The sequence below is a fragment of the Paenibacillus oryziterrae genome (assembly GCF_042610485.1).
Classification (GTDB): domain Bacteria; phylum Bacillota; class Bacilli; order Paenibacillales; family Paenibacillaceae; genus Paenibacillus_AQ.
This window is the reverse complement of record NZ_JBGJZO010000009.1, coordinates 163770-182002: the sequence shown is the minus strand read 5'-3', so window position 1 is coordinate 182002 and position 18233 is coordinate 163770. Positions and strand designations below refer to the sequence as shown.

The window sequence follows — 18233 nt, the reverse complement described above, 5'->3', positions numbered from 1 at the left end:
TCGGCCAGTACTTACGCTAGTATCGCGAATTCCCCCTCGGGGGAATTCCTTGCTAAAGAGTTTACACAAAATTATTGACAGACCCCATTGATCCAATTCTGATACCAAGAGGTCATATACGATCACCTCTTTATCGTTATGTCGTAATGTCTTGTTCAACTGAGCAAGACTCTTTAGGACGCTATAATAAATAGAGATTGTTCGCACTATTGTGCTTCCAGGTTTGATACCACTAACCTAGTTATGACTTAATTAACAAATGACTGCCCCTTTCGTCCACTTGCAGATGATAATTAACTAGGACTTTGAGAAGTGCATCGAGCTTCGATACAAAAAAGATCTCTCCGTTTTGATTGATCAGCCTTTCAAATCCTCCTTGGTGGTAATGAAGGACTTTATGATGAAAAGGGCAAACGACAATGGCATTTCTAAAAGTGTCTAACTGGTCATCATATCCATTCGGTAATAAAGAAGCATGTTGTAATGCGATGATGTGATGGACTTCCACATAAAAAGTTCCATCCTCCTTTTCAATAACAGGATAACCATTGAACGGATCACAAAGCTGACAACGATAATCATAAAGTTCTTTTAGTTTGTTAACTAATTGTCGGCTTCGGCTGATTGCTTCATTCTGCGTTACACTTCTTTCCAAGTGACCTTGAAGACCTTCCAGCTCTCTCACTAATACTGACTTATCTTTAGGATGTCTATTTGTATCAGAAGATCTTTTTTCTGAATCAAAGGTTACTACGCGTTCGTACACTCGTTCGAATCCAAGCTCTGCAAGAAACTCATCCAGTGTACTCCCCCGCCTTTTAGCGAACGTGTATAAACGCTGATATAATGCCGTTTCTGTTCTCAGTAAGATTTTATTCTGACTGTCCCTCACTAGCAGTTGTTTTAACTCGTCAATGTATCTTGAGATTTTGTTTTTATAGTTAGAGTCTAACCGACTATCCACCTTAATATATCCAAAGAACTCAAACAGCTCTTCGAGCGTCATATTTGCACGTGATGCTTTGTTGGTCAACTTGAAATATTCATTTACTGTATGCGGGAAGTATACAAGGTTATCTTGAGTCACGTAACTGTTTAAAATTTCAATCAAATCCTCGTCTGTCTGCATGTTAGAACGGCAATACCCTCCTTCGAATCCATGCATTACACAATATTCGTCGGTAGTGATGCCTCTCTTCCTACATTGTTGATTTATTCTGGCTAATGCAGCTCTATCATCGATCTTGGCGTTTTTTATGCCAAATATATTAACAGGAATCATACTTTCGCGTAGTGAGAAATCAATTTCTCTGAAGATATCGTAATTCGCCTTACCCAGCTTTTCGCTCAGTGGCTGATTAAACTCGAACAGTACTTTGGTTTTTTCGCTCCTAATAATAATTATACATGCTTGGATGAAATTCGATCTTATTGCGACAATCAATTCCTCATCCTCATAAGTAAAGATGTTTCGCTCGATCATGTCGTCAATCACTTCTTCTTCGTCGGGACTCAGATTAGTACTAGTCCAGCTAACACCAGTGTACGTTCTATTAAGTTTCTGGCTAATCGCTTGCTTAGAAACCTTAAACCATACTGCGAAGTCCATTTGGGTCACATCGAACTGCTCAATAAGTCGCCGAGCAGTCACAGCATCAAACGTCGATGGGATACCTCTGGGCTTAGTAATATATTCGAAGCCGTTTGAATCTAGAAAATCTTTTATTGTAGTGTCATTCTGCCGAGAAAAAGCCCCTGTTAGCTGGTACAAGGAGGCATGCTGCTCAGCGAAGCTCTGAATTATCTTGTCTGGATACGCCTTTTCAAGCTTTTTTATTATGTAAGAAGCATTCATGTGATATCCTCCCACTATACTCTTATGTTTACATAATCAGTTCGCATCCAGGTGTGTGCTTACCACTTTGAATATGCTCCTGAGCGAGCATTCGATTATTCGTCTTATAGTTCGACAGAAACAGAGTTATCCCTTTTTTTGGGTATAAGAAAAGCACCGCGTAAGCGCTATTCCTTCCTAGTCATTTTGCATTAGTTATTGCATCGAAGAACTCCAAACTTCTCCGTCATCTCCAACTGAAAATATTCACACCACCCGCTTCTAATTCCAGGTATTTATCTTCCAAGTAACGGTATCAACCAAGTAAACAATAAGGTAAAGAACTAAAAAAAGAGCACCTTTCCCTCTAGGATTAGGTGCTCATCATTGTTTTTTTCAGCTTTATCATACGTTTCTTTGATGGAAGCAGCCTTTCAATGATGAAGCTATTGTATGCTGGTTCTTCAAGTCATTATTCGTTAGTGCCACATAACGTTTCGTCATCTTTAGTGTGACGTGACCTAATATCTGTTCCAACGCTAATACTTTACCGCTTTCCGCAGGAACAAGATAGCGAATGAATGCCGTAAATCATATGGAACAATATGCGTTCCGAGCTTCATACAGTAGAAATATAATAAGAGAAGATATATTCTTACGGTCTCGATATTCTTGCTCTATTATATTGATCAAGTAAGTCATTAGCAGAATAATTAGAAGACGATTCTTGCTTGTTTTTGAAGAAACGATAGAACCAATCAAAAATTAGCGGAGAGTTGTTTCTATGGGTAAAAATTTCATCTTGTAATTGGCGTGAAATTCTTGTTAGTTCAATGGGATCTTGAATAGACCGTAATGTGTTTATCCATAAATCCTCAACCTTTTGTTTGAGAATTCCAATATTTTTAATTGCCTTTTTGTTATCATTAAAATTCCTCAAGGTAAATGTTAGCATCGGTAAAAATGGTGCTATTATATTCGTTATTATTTTCAAAGAATCAAGTCCAATTACTAATGTAATAATAAATAAAAGCATTAATAGAACCAGTGCAAAAATAATGACCATAGAAATAAATCTTTCTCTTAACAATGCATCCCACCAAAGATTAGTTCTTTGACATATTATTCTCCCTACAGGTAAAGGTAGTTCTTTAACTGATTGGGGATACCAGCTTTTTAGAGATGAAAAATCAGGTTCTAGCTTTCTGTATTTATTTGCAAATTCATGAATGTCTTCTCTGTTAGGTCTTCCATCAACCTTAATTTCATTCCATTCTAAAGAAAATACATCAGTATCAAAATCCTCTTGAATTTTTGCTGCCTTTGTTTTATTTTTTTCGATTACGGGATTAAAAAAACAAACATCAAAAATAGTAATAAATAAGCTTAAAGATACTATTATCATTGAAAAGATATCCTTGTTTCCAAACATAACGGGAAGCAAGGAAACAATGATCATCAGAGGTATACTGAAAATCAATTGCATACCCATTATTTTTTTTGAAAAAGAGTAAAGATATCTCTGAGCTGCTAATTTCAAGATATTACTTGTTTCATTCTGCCTTTCTATTATTTGATTTATCATTATATGCCCACCCATCATTAAAATTAATAAAAACTCTGTCCTAAAACTTCTTTCCATTTCTTAATCGAGTTAACGTGATCACCTTTTTCCTCATAATCTCTTGCCTCAACTGCTTTTTGATAGTCTAATTTAGCCCTTGTGCTAATCTTTATTTTATCGTCAAAACTCAAGTTATTCAGTTCACCTTGGATTCCTTTGGGGTCAGATACAGAATTGAACATCTGTGAAGACAAGTATTGAAATATCTTGATAATTTCTAAGTCAACATATTGGCTAGCTTTATTATATTGATTTTGAATATAGTAATTTAATATCATATTTTCAAGTAAATATGACGACATAGAAGGCATTACAGGCCGTTTGTTCCAATACTTAATAATTCTTATTACATTTAATACATTTCCATCATGATACTGATTCACTTCAGAAGTTCGTTTAGAATCAATTCTAGGATCAGTCTTCTTCCAATTACCATTTCCATCAGGTATTAAATAATAGTCCTTATCGTATGCATCTTTTTTTGTAAAAAAACATGGAACTATATCAAAATTCCATGTATAAGATTTCAATTTCAATGTTGCCGCTTCTTGATTTCGTTTCATATCTGCTGAATCATATTGCGAGACTTGGTTGAGTTGGGAGATGATTTTGTTAATAACCTTTTTAGAATTTAAAATATCTGTGTCATTGTTACACAATAGCCCTAGTTTTTCTTCTTTAACATGAATCGCTATGTAATTCCCATGATCGGCATAATATCCTTCTTCTGCACTTAAAGCAACCATTAAGTCAATATCATCTAGTTCTCTAATTTTAGTTCTCTTAGAGAAAGATCCAAAAAAAACGTTCTTTTCTTCATAAAGTTTAGGGAAATTGTGGTCTCTAGATGGAAATTGACTTATTTGTCCCAAGAGCCAATCCCTACTTAGTCTAGCTGTCTTAGTTTTTCCACTATCAAGATTAACAATATTCTTTTGAAAATCATTAAATGCTGTTATTACAGTTCGTCCCATTTTTCTTCAACCTTTCGGTTAATTATTCAATCGACATAATTTTAACATATATTCCAAGGTAAACATTTGTATAATTGTTCACATTGCCCTGGTTAACACATGAAAAAGAAGGGCTTTGACCCTTATTTATTTCTTTATCCAGTAGACAATAATAATTCATATGCGGTGAGTAGGAAGTGATGAATGAAGGGACGAACCTAACATAACCCTTTAAGGAGTAAAAGCGAGAGATTTTTCCCCAACACCCTAACTCGGTAATTATCCGAATTTTGTTTTCTTGCTTAGTAATATAGGGAGCAAAGTCTAACCTAGCTTCCCAACCGTTTTCTTTACAGGCATAAGCTTATTCAGTGGCGAAACCAAAGCATGTTGCTCCTCATGTCAATTTCTGCAAGGTTTACGTATCGTTTGGTCATAGTAAGGTTTGTGTGTCCTAAAGACGTTGTAAAGCCAAGGCGTTGCCGGCCCTTCGAAGGAATCTAATTGCATATGAGTAGCGGAGGTCATATGGGATGATTTTAATCCCTACTGCTTCGAATACATTTCCATACGATCTCCCCATGTATACCGAGTTAGGGAACGACTTTCATTCGTACAGAATATTGGCATTCCTCTCTTCCATTCCTTTGGTCGACTTGCAATCAGTTCACTTATAGCTTTAGCAGTCAGAGGGGTAATATTGAGCGTTCTTGAATCTCGTGTCTTGGCGTTCTCTGCCCTTACTTACAGTTCGCTTGCCTTCCATTGAAATCGTCAGGAAGCAACGAGAACGTCTCTTTGGGGCGGATTCCAGTATCAAGCGTGAGAATGATTAAAGCGAAGTCTGTGAGTCCTGCATACGTCTTCTTATCATGTAATTAATGAGGGCTATTAAGGCATCCTCATCATGTTGAACTACTCTCCCCTCTGCCTTACGCTTCTTAAAGCCCTTCAAGATATTTGTGAGAGTAGCCCCGTCTTATCTACGCACCAATCAAAAAAACGCACGCAAATATACAAGACAATTATTATTATATGTTGGAGTGTTTGATACCGTCAGCGAAGTATTTACAAAGTTGGTCCTCTAACTGGTAGGGCAGACACCTAAATGCATGTGGGAACCGATTTTAAAACTGACCTACATGACGCTTATAATCGTCTAACGTCTGTTTACTAAGACCTTGTGCCCTTTTCCATGACATAAATTGATCTAACTTTTCTTCCCATGTAGTAGGGATGTGCTCATTGATTTCCAGCACTCTTGCTCTAGCCATTTGGTTGACTCCTTCCATACTCTTCTACTCGAATAATCATTTCAAATAGGTATTTTGTTGCGAAAGAAGCCGGGGAGTTTTCACCTTGAATCCTGTGCGCATGAAAAAAAGCCCTTAAGTATATTTCACCTCACAGGACTCCTTAGTATCTTGGTTAGATACCACCTATACAAAGTGGTAAAACCTATGTATGCCGAGGACGGGGCGAACCCGTACGAAGGTCACCCTTCGTAGGATTTCAAGTCCTGTGCGTCAATTATGACATCGTATCGTGTCCACAACCTCTTAACGATGTGGGCGACAAGACGCAGGTTATGCTCGATCAGCATATTACGGGCGCGGGAATCTCCTTCGGCCATCCGTCCCAGGCACCTGGCCTCCTCTTCCTCTGAGAGCGGTTGTGGGAACGCATTGTTCCGGACATATGACACCAGCAGTGTCAGTTCCTTAATCAGCAGTGCGATGGTGCTTATTATTCCAGGCAATTTGACGACACCTCCCGCGCATGTACAATGAAACCGATTCGGCAGTGATTTACGGGTTCATGGTCATTTCATTGTATGTGGGCGGGTGCCCAATCGTGCCTGTACGAAGGAAATTGTACGGGCCTTACTGCAAGATGGCAAGCTTCCTCCCCGCCTTATTACGGGAACCCTCCCCGCCTAAGGTCTGGCTTAAAAAACGGTCCTCAGGCTGTTTTGGCAACCCTGAAAAAATCCTACAATGTATACATAGATAGCAGATATCAGCCACATCCACTACGGATGACAACTTATATGAGAGGAAGAGATTTAATATGAAAAAACTGTACCGTTCACAAGTAGACAAAAAAATTAGTGGTTTGTTCGGGGGGCTTGCGATCTGGCTCGGCGTTGATGCTACCATTCTTCGATTGATCGCCGTGGTCCTTGTACTCTGCAGTGTCGGATCGGTTGTATTCTTCTACATTCTCGCCAGCATCCTTGTTCCGAAAGAGCCTTACGGTTACTTCTCGGACAGCTACAACCACTATTAATTCACAAACATAACATTTGAGGAGAGATGAATCATGGGTATTCTGGATAGAATCACTACACTAACCAAAGCAGCCATTCACGAAGGACTGAACAAACTGGAGAATCCAGTGCTGCTGACCGGCCAGTATTTGCGGGACCTTGAGGACGAAATCGCTACAGCCGAGCGCAATGAGCGGGATTTGAAGGCATCTGCACTCGTGCTTGAACGGCGCAAGCAGGAATATGAACAGCTCGCAGAGCAAAGTGAAGCTGAAGCCGTGAAGGCAATTGGGCAAGGTAACGAGGACATTGCAAGACTTGCTGTACTGGCTAAACTCAAATATCTGGATAGTGCCAAGGAATGCAGTCAAGGACTTGAAGAGACCCGCTCCGCACTATTCGCACTGGATATCAGCATCAAGAATGCCAAAGAAGAACGTACACGCCTGAAGGAAAAAAGAAACGAACTTACCGCCCGTGCCCGTCAGGCAACAGAGACACTTAACTCTGCTTCCCGCGGTTGCGGCTATGATGCCAAACCGGGTGCTCCTTGGCGAGGCATTAATAACGGAGCTGCTTCGCGCGGTTTTGAGCGGATGGAAGACAAAATTACGGAGTGGGAAGTCCGCGCCGAAAGATCCGGACAGCCTCCCGTTCAGCCCCTTTCACCAAATGCGGCGCTTCATTCGTCGCTTAACAGCGCTGTCGATGCCGAGCTTGACCGCCTTCGCATCCACAAGAAAGATAACGACAAATAATAGCCTGCTTGAGAAGAAATCAATACACCTGTCTTGTAATAATAACAGCCAGTGCACTCCGTAATGTATACGGTCTGCACTGGCTGTTATTGCTTGCCCTGTGGTCATAAAATAATACGTTTTGTCTTTGCCGCCTTGAGCCACAATGGAAATTCATTCAGCAGGCGATCATAGAGTTCTTCATCCGATACGCGTTCAATCTGCTCCAAGTGAATGAAGTTGGCGTTGTCAACCAATCTATCCTTCATAGTATCCAGCTCTTTCAATACTTTGAAATCGGAATTTCCAATACCAACAAACTGCCAAAAAATCGGCAGATCAGAGGCTGCCCTTATCACCTTACGGGTTTGGCTTACTACCCCTCCATCATTGATAAAGATAATGAAGACCGGAGATCCATCTTTCTCTTCCTTTGTATACTTATGTATTACATCTTCCATTACAGGAGGTTCATTATTGGAACCAAACTTGTGGATCTCACGGTTATTTATTATTTGTGTAAATACATAGCGACCGAAATCCTGCTCAGTAACAGATGGCAGCCTGCTGAATTCATTGTCATAAACCCAAACATCCAAAGTGCCATTATCGTCAAACTTGCTGGCCACTGCGAGAATTCGCTCCACCACTTCCTGCACAGTACCATTGTTGTACAACTTCTTCATTGAACCAGTAATATCCAGCACAATACCTACTCTGGCCGTTATACCCGTCAACTGCTTTTTTTCAAGAGTGAACTGAACAATCTTCTTGCGCAAATCTATGGATGTCAGTACATTCTTGATTTCGTTGTCTGGCTCGACCTTTATTACTGGAACAGTCTCAGCCGCAACTGCTGTTTCCAATGATGCTTCTTCTTCAACCTCAAGGCCGTAATTAGCGCACAGCGCTGCAAGCCCACCATTAAAACCGCTACCTATGGCATGAATCTTCCATTCCTGACCATACCGATATATTTCACAGACCACTACTGCCGTTTCAGCGGACAGATCTGCACCAAATTCAAAACGGAACATCTCTTCCCCGCTGTCGCTATTTATAATTTTTAGAAAAGGTGCTGCCACATCCTTCATAGAATGTCCGAGCTTCTCCCCTTCATATATAGTCAGTGTCAAAGCGACTCGGGCTATATGTGCAGGCAGATGAGATAAAGAAACCATAATCCTTTCTTTGTCTTCTTGCTGAGCAGCCGAGTGCACAATTGCGCCATTTGAAAATTGCGGATTACCATAGAAAATAAAATTCTCATCACGTTCACAGCGATTCTGATCTGACAGTAAAAATGCTGCAGCATCTATACCTATCCCGGGCCTTGTAGTCGTCCATCCAAAATTCAGTGATATTCTTGATAAGCCTTGTCCTTTGGTGAGATCCACTTTCTGGCCTTTTAAGAGCTTCACTCTCTCATCTCCCTATTTTCATGGCATGTATCAACTACATAGTTTAGCAATAACATACAATTCATCCTTTGTAAATCTATGGTTTGTATTTGGTGTGCTGCTGCCTTACACTGAATATATCAAAGATAGATAAGGGGTTTACCTATGGATTTTATTGCAATTGACTTTGAAACTGCTAACTCGAGCCGTTCGAGCGCTTGTGCACTGGGACTTATACAGGTTCAAGCGGGAATCATCACGGGGGAGCACCACTGGCTGATTGACCCGCAGCAGCATTTTGACGGAAGAAACATCGCCATACACGGTATCTCTCCTTCGATGGTTCGTGGCAAGCCTACGTTTACCGAGTTATGGCCTACTGTACAGCCGTTGCTTCAGGACCAGATGGTCGTAGCGCACAATGCCTCCTTTGATATGAGCGTCCTCCGCTACTGTCTGGACGGGGCGGGACTTCCCTATCCACCATTTCAATATATGTGCACTTATCAATTGGGCAAAAAAATGCTGGATCACCTGCCCTCCCATAAATTAAACGTGATCTCCGAACATTACGGCATTGCCTTAAAACACCATGATGCCCTTGATGATGCCCGTGCCTGTGCCTCCATCCTGATCAGACTGATGCAGCGGGAGCAGCATACCGATCCTGCACTTTTTTCAAGTAGTCAGGGATATGTTAGTGGAACGATGTATCCAGGCGGATACACACCCTTTAGTGCGCCTAAAAAGAAACCCGCTACGAAAAAAGCCACAGGCAGTTCCTCTATCCGTAATAGTTCCCGAAGTAGCAAACGATCCGGATTCCAGCCTTTTTTCAACTGAAAATCTTATGGCAAAAAAGCACCCGTTCCTTTAAGAGGATCGGGTGCTTTGACGTGCATTATATTTTCAACCGGTAAACGGCCTTATTCTCAAGACCTTTAATAAACGGAGTCCACTCCTCGGTTGCCGGGGTGGAATCCAGTGCATCCTCTACCATTTGAAGCTTCGCATCCATCGCATCAATGTGATGCAAGGCTACAGCTTCGGCCGTCTGCGGTTGAACCGGGCTTCCCCATTCCCCCAAATTATGATGAGATAACACTAAATGCTGCAACCCCATCACTTTCTCCGACTCCAAACTAATGCCTAAGCGGATCGCCGCCTCTGTAATCCAATTAGAAGCCATGGCAATATGCCCGATCAGCTTGCCCGGAACACTATACTCCGAAACGATACCGAGCTGGGATATCATTTCTTCCGGCTTGGCAATATCATGAAGAATGATACCAGCTTTCATTAAATCAGGGTTCAGAAAAGGTCGCTGCTTGCACAGGAACTCTCCAATCTCCAGCATTCGCACCATATGATAAGCAAGACCGGCAAAGTATGCATGATGATGGGTCTTAGCAGCCGGATAATGCATCAGTTTCTCTTCGACTTTGCTCACACAAAAGGAGACAATATCAGCGATTTCCCGGTCAGTGATACTCGTCATGGCTGTTTTAATCGTATAGATCAAATCCACCGGGCGAATGGGTGCCGAGCGGATAAAGTCGGTAAGAGCTACACCGTCAGACTCTACAGCAAGTCTCATTTTCGAGATTTTCACCTGCAGCTTCTCTCGGTAGGTATGAGCAGTACCCTGCACCTTCACCAGTGCCATCGGGAAGAACGTTTCCTTGTCCGTAGTAGTCACATCCCAAAACTTGGAAGATATCTGCCCGCTGGAATCACCTAATACAATATCAAAGTAATCCTTTGGAGGAGTACCATTGGTTTGTTTAATGACCAGCTCCCGCAGCAAGTAAAAACCGGTGAAGTCCTCTTGCGGAGTTAGTTGGTTAATTAGTTTCATATATGAGCCTCCCATTGAATTGCAGGTTGATGACCTGCTTTCTATATTACTGTTTAGACACTCGTCCCGGAAATCCCTTTAATCAATGAAAAAAGGGTCATCCCTCAGCCATTTGCATGACCTTAAGGATGACCCTTCAACATCTTAAATTATTGCTGTTTATTATTTACCAGCAGCTTCAAGTGCAGCTTTGATCGCTTCTACTGCTTTCGCAGAAACAGCTTTCTCAGCATCGTTGGCACCAAATGCAGCTGGGTTGTAACCATATTTGTGCATTCCGCCGATTGTGGATCCATCGATTTCACTCTTCACTGCTTTTTCTGCTGCAGTCAATTGAATATCAGTCTTCACTTTACCAGCAGCATCCAAGTAGTACACAAGCATGCTTACAGGAATACCGTGTTTAGTAGTTACCATTACGTTAACGGATTTATCTGTGCTTACACCGATGAAGATACCATCGAAGTAAGCGGTTTTGTTAACTTCTGCAATTTCGGCTTTGCCGTAAGCTCTTTCAACAGCGGCTTTCATTCCATTGCTGCTGCTAGTCGCGCCGGAGACAGCATCAACTGCTGCAACGCCTTCTCTGGTACCAGCTGCCATAAAGTTTGTAGTCAATTGCGGAAGAGCTTTAACAACTTGTGCATAAGCATTCGCGCCAAGGTCTACCATATTCATGCCCACACGGGACAATGCAATTTTAACGATTTTACCATTGCGAAGAGTTACGTCTGCTCTGTTAGTTCCTTTGTCATAAGCATTGCCATAAGCGGTGAAGGTTCCATCTTTATAAGCGCCTTGTGCTTTCGAAGCGTTAGTCAGAGCGTCTTCCAGAGCAGCTTTAGCGGCTTTGGACATCGCTTCTTGACCAACGATATCAGTCATGTTCACGCCTTGTGTAGTCAATCCTGCAGTCAATTTGCCAACAAGATCTTTTTGCTCAGCTGTCAATTTATCAGCAGCAATCAGTTTCTTAGTAGCTGCATCGAACAGGTTCACTTGAATAGCAGTAACTTTGTCACCGGCAATATCTACCAACAACATGAAGTTGGATTGGTTATCAACACCAGCGAATTTACCATCGAAGTATTTGCCTGCAGTTGGAACTTTCAATGCTTTTTCGAAAGCTCTTTCTACGGATTGGTTCCAGCCGTGGCTGCTTTCAGTAGCTCCGGAGATTCCATCAACCTTCTCATCGTATTTAGCGAAGTAAGATCCGTTAGCAAGTAGTTTAGCTGTCATAGGAGCGTTTGCTTTTACCACTTCAGCATAAGCAGTTGTTCCTCTGTCTATCAGATCAGTTCCAAGTCTGTACAGTTTAACATCAACCAGCTTACCGTTACGGATAACGATATCGGCTCTTTCAACACCAACACTTCTTGCAGTTCCGTATGCAGAGTAGAATCCGTCTACATAAGCGGATTTGTTATCGATAAGTGCGTTTTGTTGTGCATCCCAGAATGCATTTACAGCAGCTTTGAATTCAGCTTCAAGTCCAGCAGTTGCCTTAGCAGCTGTTCCATCAGCAAGAAGAGCTGGTTTGATTGCTGCAATTGCAGCGGTTTGAGCAGGTGTGTAAGTTTTTTCATCAACGAAACTTCCAGTAGCAGTCAAAGGATATACCTTAACGTCTGTCAGTACGTTGGAGTTATAAGTTACATATACTGCGTATTTACCTTCTGGATCAATACCCATGTGCTCGCCTTCAAAGTAGACAGCGCCAGCAGGTTGAACCTTCAGGGATCTTTGGAAAGCTCTGTCAACAGACAATTTCCAGCCTGCGCTTGAACGGGAAGCACCGGATACGCCGTCAACTGCAGCCGCTTGATCTCTCGTTTTACCGATCAATCTTGCTTCCATCAGTTCATACGCCTGCCAAAGGGCTTGATAGTTGCTGCGTGCATCTCTGTCAATCAGCTTAGGGCTTGTTCTCATAAGCTCAACAGCTGCGATTTTGCCATCTTTAATAGTTACTTTAGCGCCTTCAGTACCTTTGGAATACGCATTGCCGTAAGCAACATATACTCCGTCTTGGTATACAGCAGTTTTTACAGTTACAGGTTTAGCAGTTGGTTTAGCTGTTGCTGCTGGTTTAGCTGTTGCTACTGGTTTAGCAGTTGTTGCTGGTTTAGTAGTTGCTTTAGCTGTTGCTGCTGGTTTAGCAGTAGCTTTCGCAGTCGGCTTAGCTGTTGGTTTTGCTGTTGGTTTTGCTGTTGGTTTTGCTGTTGGTTTTGCAGCTGGTTTAGCAGTTGGTTCCGAGTATTCTTCGGAAGCTGCGGAAACCGCGTCTACTTTCAATTTCAGAGCAGGTGCGTTGAGTGTCAGCGCGAATGGCGACAACAACAATGCAGCAGTGATAGTCAAAGACATGAATTTTGAGTTTTTCAATCTGTATTCTCCTTTACCAAATCCCCAGTTTTATGTAGCCAGTTGTTTAAAGGTAAATCTACTGCAAGTAATATGATCACTTCTTGTGAAGAGCTTGTCCAGTCTCCACAAGAGGTCATCCCCCCTCTCCCGCTCACTTCTTCAAACATTCATACTTAGAAAAGTATTCTTTAAATCTTTATTTTGATAAAAGGTGAAACAATTCACATGTTAAGGTGAATTAATTCACATAAAAAAACTGTAACTAACTACCATATTTCCTGCTTAATAATACCATACTTTTTAAATGATTTTCTGTAAACAAAATCACATACAGGATGATATAAATCACTATTTCCCATTTGACATCCCATTAACACTACATTTTTCGAGCATAATATTCCTGATTCTCTCAAATACGACCATTTGGTAATATCGTACTATAGCAATTCTTACGACTATGTGATTCATATCACGAGATGACCATTTTAAAATGTCTTATACTTGAACATAGCAGATAGAAAAAGTGATATATGGAAGAATTGTACTATTTCAGTATAATCTAAGGGTAAAAGGAAGGTTCAGCTTGAACAATCCATCCCGGATCGGGGTTATTATTGCACAAATGGGCACTTCTGCCGCCCCCAACGCGAAAGCAGTCAAGTCATATCTGAAAGAATTCCTGTCCGATCAGCGGGTCATCAACTATCCAAGGGTTCTCTGGCAGCCTTTACTGCGATGCATTATTCTAGTTGTAAGGCCACGCCGTTTAGCTAAATTGTACAGCAGTATTGGGAACCGGTCGAGCTTGGACTTTCCTACGCTGAAACCGATGTATAACATTCGATAGCCAAGCTTGAAGCCTCCGGTATTAAACGAATCATTATTCTTCCTCTGTTCCCGCAATACTCCACCACCACGTCTGCTTGCAGAATTGATGGGCTGGAGCACAGGCTCTTGGGAGCTAAGCTACCAATCCCGATTCGGAAGTGAACAATGGGTAGGACCTTCTACCACAGAAGTGCTAAAGAGATTATCCAGCCGCGGAATACTAAATCCTCTCATTTTCTCTCCCGGTCTTGTGACGGACTGTCTGGAGACACTATATGAACTGGCAGTCGAAGGCCAGGAAGAATTCACTGCCGGCGGAGGCTCTGCGGATACTTTTCATGTTGCCCCCTGTTTGAATGCGGAAGACGAATGGCTACGCTTTCTGGCAAATCTTATTTCCCGAAACGCTCTCGGCTGGACTATGCGGTAAGCTGGTTGTATTTCTCAGTCAGCTCCTGAAACCACTGTTTATCCTGCAGAGCCAGCGCGAAATCGATCAGTTCTGAAATCTCACTTTTTTGCAGAGCCGGTGAATCATTAAAACTAATTTCAGCACTTGCTTCGGCATTGCCTTCAGCACCATCCGTGAAATCAAAAGAAAAGTACAGCTTGATGTCGCTCTCCGAAAATTCGTTCCGAAGGAAATACAGAATTTCGCACATCAGTACCGGTCTAACCTGACCTTCAAAAACACAATCCATTACTTTGGCCCAATAGTGCTGATTCGTGAGGTGCAGCTTGTCATTGGTCAAAAGATATTTTTCCCCACGAAAGTCGTTGACGAAATTCAGCTCAAGCGGCTCCATTTTAAAAATACCGGCTATTTGCTTCTTGGCAATTTTCACAATATCTTGCGTTTCCAATCTGATCATCACTTACACCTCATCTCTTGTATTCAAACCCTTAACAACAACTGTTGCTTCTGGATAATCGCAATAATAACAACAATTTTTAATTACTTTAAAATTAATATCGTCAGTTTGCAATACTTTGTTAATATCTTTTTTAAAATTTTCGACAAAAAATGATTCAAAACATCAAAATTCGTTTAATTTATGTACCTTAATACGTAAAAATGCTGCCAAGAGTCTTCAATGAGCTCCTGACAGCATTTTTTCATAATCAAATATTAAGGTCTCAATCAGCTAATCTTTCTGATTAGGCAAACAGCGAAACCAGTTGGATTCCCTCTTCCGGAGTGATTCTTACAAGTCCCTTGTCAGAGAGACGAAGAGTCGGAATAACCGCAAGTGCGAGCAGAGATAAGGTCATAAAGGCATAGTTCAAGGTACAACCCGCGTCATACAAGGCTTTGCTGATTGCAGCCGACTTGGCAGCAGCCGTCTCAAAAGGCTCTGTAGACATGAGTCCGGCTATGGATAACGGAAACAGCGTAGTTCCAGTAGACGTTAGGACAACAACTCCCCCTTGCGCATCTGCTACTGCATTCACAGCACTTGCCATCAGTTCATCATCACTGCCAATGACAAGGATATTATGGCTGTCATGCGCGACAGTCATGGCAATGGCCGCCGGCTCATGGAAGCCGATACCCTCTACAACACCTACGGCTTTGTTGCCTGTTCCTTTATGCCGCTCAAACACGGCGATCTTGCACAGACCGTCACTCACCTGTAATCTCCCCTCAGCTACAGGCAATCCGCGAATCAGCTCTGACGTCTCCACATGATTCTCCACGACCTTAATAATCCGCGTAGAGATCGTACCCGATTCAATTGGAGCTTCAATAATGAAGTCTTCCGCTGACGGCCTCTTCGGCAGGTGAACGGAAGCCAGCACTTCCTGCGGGTAAGAATACTCCGTCAACGCGGTTGTCATCTTGCCATTCTCAGCAACCACTTGCCCTGCCGCGATGGTCATGGATACTTTCACATCAGCTAAATTCCCATCCAGCAAAATAATATCCGCATACGAGCCCGGTGTAATGGAGCCGATATCACGAGCCAGCCCAAAACGTTCAGCCGTATTAATTGTAGCCATTTGAAAAGCTGTCACCGGCTTCACGCCTTGTGATATCGCATGGCGCACGACAAAATCCATATGCCCTTCATCCCGAAGGGACTCGGAGCTGCGGTCATCGGTTACAAGCAACATACGCCGCGGATCAAGCCCTCTTTCCGTATGGGCAGTAATCGTCTTCGCCACGTCATGCCAGGCGGAACCGCGGCGCATCTTGGCGTACATGCCAAGCCGGACACGCTCAATCACATCCTCAGCCGTCACACATTCATGATCGCCAGAGATGCCAGCCGCCGCATACACAGGAAGCCGCCAATCACTTGAAGGCCAGGTAAAGTGGCCATCTGCATATCTCCCTGCTCGAAGTGTGGCTTGAATTTCAGCGAGCATCTTCTCATCGCCATACACCACTCCCGGGAAATTCATTACCTCACCGAGCGCAATGACATCCTCTCCCCAGGTGAAAGCTTCTGCTACCTCTTCCGGCCCGATTGAAGCGCCTGTTGTCTCGAATTCAGCGCCAGCCGCCGGCACACAAGAAGCAACCTGCATGTACCCCGCAAGCGGTGTCCCGCGCAGCTCATCCAGCATTAGGCGAATGCCCTTAAGTCCGAACACATTCGCAATCTCATGCGCATCGAAGAATCCCCCGGTGGTACCAAGCGGCAGCACCGCACGGGCAAATTCAGTTGCTGTCAGTTGAGTGCTTTCAATATGGCAGTGGCCGTCCAGTAGTCCGGGGGCCATGTATCTGCCGCCGGCATCAATAATTGTTGTCCCCACGCCAATCATATGGGAGATGTCTTTGCCTACATAGGCTATGCGCCCGCCCTGTACACCCACAGACATCCCTTCCAGAATCTCACCGGAGCATACATTAACCAGCTTTCCGCCTGTAATGACAAGCGTTGCCGCCATATCTCCACGGGCGGTAGCCACAAGTTCAGGCACACAATCCGCCAAAGGTCTTCTAATAAAGGCCATAACGCTCTCTCCTCCCATTGGTTAACTTCTCTTCTCTATTTTAAGAAAAACGGCTTCATCGCCATAAAAAGACGAAAGCCGTTTCAGCTGGCAATTGCCGTCCGGTGCTACCCAGACTGCTGCCGATTCCATCCTGCCGGATGAAGTATTTTACCGATTATCTTATGTTTGCCTCATATACGTCAAGAGCTGCTTGAACGGCAAGACCGGCAGGGACCACTACCCTATGACGGATAAGCACGGCTTCGAGCGCTCCAAGCAGACGCAGCACATTATTCTCCCGGCAGCTGTAGCCCATCGTGCCAATGCGCCAGATCATACCTTTAAGAGGACCAAAGGAACTGGCAATTTCGATACCGAACCGTTCCAAAAGCATAGAACGCACTGACTCACCATCCACGCCCTCTGGGATCAGCACACAAGTGACGACTGTAAGCTTGCAATCTGAATCACCATATAATTCGAGCCCCATTGCCTTAAGTCCGGCCATAAGTGCCGCTTCATGCAGAGAGTGCCGGTCGAAACGGTCCTGAAGCCCTTCCTCCAGCACCAGACGGAGTCCTTCCCGCAGCGCATACAGCATGGAGGTCATCTCTGTATGGTGGTTCAGCCTGAGCGGACTCCAATAATCCTGGAGCATGCTCAGATCAAAATAGTTGCTGCGGACAAAAGATACCGCTCCTGCTGGGACCTCCCCTGTACGAAGGCCGCGTTCTACCCTTTTGCGGGTTAGCAGCTTTGCTTCGGCACGTTCATTATACGTGATCGGGGACATACCCGAAGGAACCGACAGGCATTTCTGAGTTCCTCCTACGACGGCATCCAGCTTCCACTCATCTGTCTTCACTGGGATGCCACCGATCGTTGCCACCGCATCCACGATTAGCAGGGCATCCCGTTCCCGGCAGGCGTTTCCGATCTCTGCGAGCGGCTGAACGCGTCCGGTTGAAGTTTCCCCGTGAACGATAGCCACGACATGTGGCTTGAAAGCGTCGATGGCAGCGATAACCTCTTCCGGTTCAAACACGCTTCCCCAGGCTTTTTCGATTACGTGTACTTCCGCACCACAACGCTCGGCAATCTCATGCAGAAGATGCCCGAACCGTCCAAAGATTGGAATCAGCACTCGGTCACCCGGAGCGATCAGGCTGACCATTACCGCTTCAATGCCGGAGCGGGAAGTTCCGTCAACGGGATAGGCCCATTGATTGCTAGTCACGAACAGTTCCCTGATCATCTCCATCGTCTCATTCATAATGCTGGTGAATTCCGGATCGAACTGTCCCAGTATCGGATAAGACATTGCCCTCAGTACACGCGGATCAACCTCCACCGGTCCCGGGGTCATAATGCACCGCAGCGACGGCGACAAATCTTCGTACCGCTTCATCATCAT

General features: G+C 43.6%; 15 protein-coding genes and 2 pseudogenes. 5 read left to right on the top strand and 12 right to left on the bottom strand.

What is annotated here, in order from left to right; genetic code table 11:
• Positions 1-241: 241 nt before the first annotated feature.
• The 5 genes and pseudogenes from ACAN55_RS12580 to ACAN55_RS12560 all read right to left on the bottom strand — a co-directional run.
• Positions 242-1855, bottom strand: a complete 1614-nt coding sequence (locus ACAN55_RS12580; protein ID WP_379132857.1) for an HNH endonuclease — start codon at positions 1853-1855, stop codon at positions 242-244.
• 634 nt (positions 1856-2489) lie between these two features.
• Positions 2490-3476, bottom strand: a complete 987-nt coding sequence (locus ACAN55_RS12575; protein WP_379132854.1) for an S-4TM family putative pore-forming effector — start codon at positions 3474-3476, stop codon at positions 2490-2492.
• A complete protein-coding gene (locus ACAN55_RS12570) occupies positions 3443-4432 on the bottom strand; it encodes a nucleotidyltransferase (RefSeq protein WP_379132851.1) in 990 nt (329 codons plus the stop codon). The genes ACAN55_RS12575 and ACAN55_RS12570 overlap by 34 nt, the downstream gene beginning before the upstream one ends.
• Before the next feature lie 1106 nt (positions 4433-5538).
• Positions 5539-5685, bottom strand: a complete 147-nt coding sequence (locus ACAN55_RS12565; RefSeq protein WP_379132849.1) for a hypothetical protein — start codon at positions 5683-5685, stop codon at positions 5539-5541.
• 281 nt (positions 5686-5966) lie between these two features.
• A pseudogene (locus ACAN55_RS12560) lies at positions 5967-6170 on the bottom strand (RNA polymerase subunit sigma-70); the annotation flags it as partial.
• A 311-nt stretch (positions 6171-6481) separates the two neighbouring features.
• On the opposite strand from ACAN55_RS12560, the gene ACAN55_RS12555 reads away from it, so the two are divergent.
• Both ACAN55_RS12555 and ACAN55_RS12550 read left to right on the top strand, forming a co-directional pair.
• Positions 6482-6700, top strand: a complete 219-nt coding sequence (locus tag ACAN55_RS12555) for a PspC domain-containing protein (RefSeq protein ID WP_379132847.1) — start codon at positions 6482-6484, stop codon at positions 6698-6700.
• A gap of 33 nt (positions 6701-6733) precedes the next feature.
• A complete protein-coding gene (locus tag ACAN55_RS12550) occupies positions 6734-7438 on the top strand; it encodes a PspA/IM30 family protein (protein WP_379132844.1) in 705 nt (234 codons plus the stop codon).
• 104 nt (positions 7439-7542) lie between these two features.
• Here the strand turns inward: ACAN55_RS12550 and ACAN55_RS12545 are convergent, their stop codons facing one another.
• Both ACAN55_RS12545 and ACAN55_RS12540 read right to left on the bottom strand, forming a co-directional pair.
• Positions 7543-8211: a vWA domain-containing protein gene (locus ACAN55_RS12545; RefSeq protein ID WP_379132897.1), complete on the bottom strand. Its 669-nt coding sequence runs from the start codon at positions 8209-8211 to the stop codon at positions 7543-7545.
• A gap of 111 nt (positions 8212-8322) precedes the next feature.
• Positions 8323-8838 (bottom strand): annotated as a pseudogene (locus ACAN55_RS12540) (TerD family protein); the annotation flags it as partial.
• A gap of 144 nt (positions 8839-8982) precedes the next feature.
• Between ACAN55_RS12540 and ACAN55_RS12535 the strand changes: the two are divergent.
• Positions 8983-9660 carry a 3'-5' exonuclease gene (locus ACAN55_RS12535; RefSeq protein ID WP_379132841.1) on the top strand — a complete coding sequence of 226 codons (678 nt, stop codon included), beginning with the start codon at positions 8983-8985 and terminating at the stop codon, positions 9658-9660.
• Positions 9661-9718: 58 nt separating this feature from the next.
• Here the strand turns inward: ACAN55_RS12535 and ACAN55_RS12530 are convergent, their stop codons facing one another.
• Positions 9719-10675 carry a 3'-5' exoribonuclease YhaM family protein gene (locus ACAN55_RS12530; protein ID WP_379132839.1) on the bottom strand — a complete coding sequence of 319 codons (957 nt, stop codon included), beginning with the start codon at positions 10673-10675 and terminating at the stop codon, positions 9719-9721.
• Positions 10676-10837: 162 nt separating this feature from the next.
• Positions 10838-13063: an FMN-binding protein gene (locus ACAN55_RS12525; RefSeq protein ID WP_379132836.1), complete on the bottom strand. Its 2226-nt coding sequence runs from the start codon at positions 13061-13063 to the stop codon at positions 10838-10840.
• A 565-nt stretch (positions 13064-13628) separates the two neighbouring features.
• Between ACAN55_RS12525 and ACAN55_RS12520 the strand changes: the two genes are divergently transcribed.
• Positions 13629-13892: a ferrochelatase gene (locus ACAN55_RS12520; RefSeq protein ID WP_379132834.1), complete on the top strand. Its 264-nt coding sequence runs from the start codon at positions 13629-13631 to the stop codon at positions 13890-13892.
• A gap of 6 nt (positions 13893-13898) precedes the next feature.
• Positions 13899-14303 carry a ferrochelatase gene (locus ACAN55_RS12510; protein WP_489685773.1) on the top strand — a complete coding sequence of 135 codons (405 nt, stop codon included), beginning with the start codon at positions 13899-13901 and terminating at the stop codon, positions 14301-14303.
• On the opposite strand, the gene ACAN55_RS12505 is transcribed toward ACAN55_RS12510, so the two are convergent.
• The 3 genes from ACAN55_RS12505 to ACAN55_RS12495 form a co-directional block, all read right to left on the bottom strand.
• Positions 14293-14745, bottom strand: coding sequence for an IDEAL domain-containing protein (locus ACAN55_RS12505; protein WP_379132831.1), 453 nt, complete (start codon positions 14743-14745; stop codon positions 14293-14295). The two genes, ACAN55_RS12510 and ACAN55_RS12505, sit on opposite strands and share 11 nt — an antisense overlap.
• 286 nt (positions 14746-15031) lie before the next feature.
• Complete coding sequence (locus ACAN55_RS12500) at positions 15032-16837, bottom strand: adenine deaminase (protein WP_379132828.1); 1806 nt, start codon at positions 16835-16837, stop codon at positions 15032-15034.
• 157 nt (positions 16838-16994) lie between these two features.
• Entirely contained in the window at positions 16995-18227 is a 1233-nt protein-coding gene (locus ACAN55_RS12495; RefSeq protein WP_379132826.1) for a pyridoxal-phosphate-dependent aminotransferase family protein, read from the bottom strand.
• Positions 18228-18233 lie beyond the last annotated feature (6 nt).

Bases quoted from the DNA above. Each gene is read 5' to 3' on its own strand.
- ACAN55_RS12570 (WP_379132851.1), bottom strand. From the start codon at position 4,432: ATGGGACGAACTGTAATAACAGCATTTAATGATTTTCAAAAGAATATT.
- ACAN55_RS12495 (WP_379132826.1), bottom strand. From the start codon at position 18,227: ATGAAGCGGTACGAAGATTTGTCGCCGTCGCTGCGGTGCATTATGACC.
- ACAN55_RS12505 (WP_379132831.1), bottom strand. From the start codon at position 14,745: ATGATCAGATTGGAAACGCAAGATATTGTGAAAATTGCCAAGAAGCAA.
- ACAN55_RS12565 (WP_379132849.1), bottom strand. From the start codon at position 5,685: ATGGCTAGAGCAAGAGTGCTGGAAATCAATGAGCACATCCCTACTACA.
- ACAN55_RS12535 (WP_379132841.1), top strand. From the start codon at position 8,983: ATGGATTTTATTGCAATTGACTTTGAAACTGCTAACTCGAGCCGTTCG.
- ACAN55_RS12575 (WP_379132854.1), bottom strand. From the start codon at position 3,476: ATGGAAAGAAGTTTTAGGACAGAGTTTTTATTAATTTTAATGATGGGT.
- ACAN55_RS12530 (WP_379132839.1), bottom strand. From the start codon at position 10,675: ATGAAACTAATTAACCAACTAACTCCGCAAGAGGACTTCACCGGTTTT.
- ACAN55_RS12550 (WP_379132844.1), top strand. From the start codon at position 6,734: ATGGGTATTCTGGATAGAATCACTACACTAACCAAAGCAGCCATTCAC.
- ACAN55_RS12555 (WP_379132847.1), top strand. From the start codon at position 6,482: ATGAAAAAACTGTACCGTTCACAAGTAGACAAAAAAATTAGTGGTTTG.
- ACAN55_RS12580 (WP_379132857.1), bottom strand. From the start codon at position 1,855: ATGAATGCTTCTTACATAATAAAAAAGCTTGAAAAGGCGTATCCAGAC.
- ACAN55_RS12500 (WP_379132828.1), bottom strand. From the start codon at position 16,837: ATGGCCTTTATTAGAAGACCTTTGGCGGATTGTGTGCCTGAACTTGTG.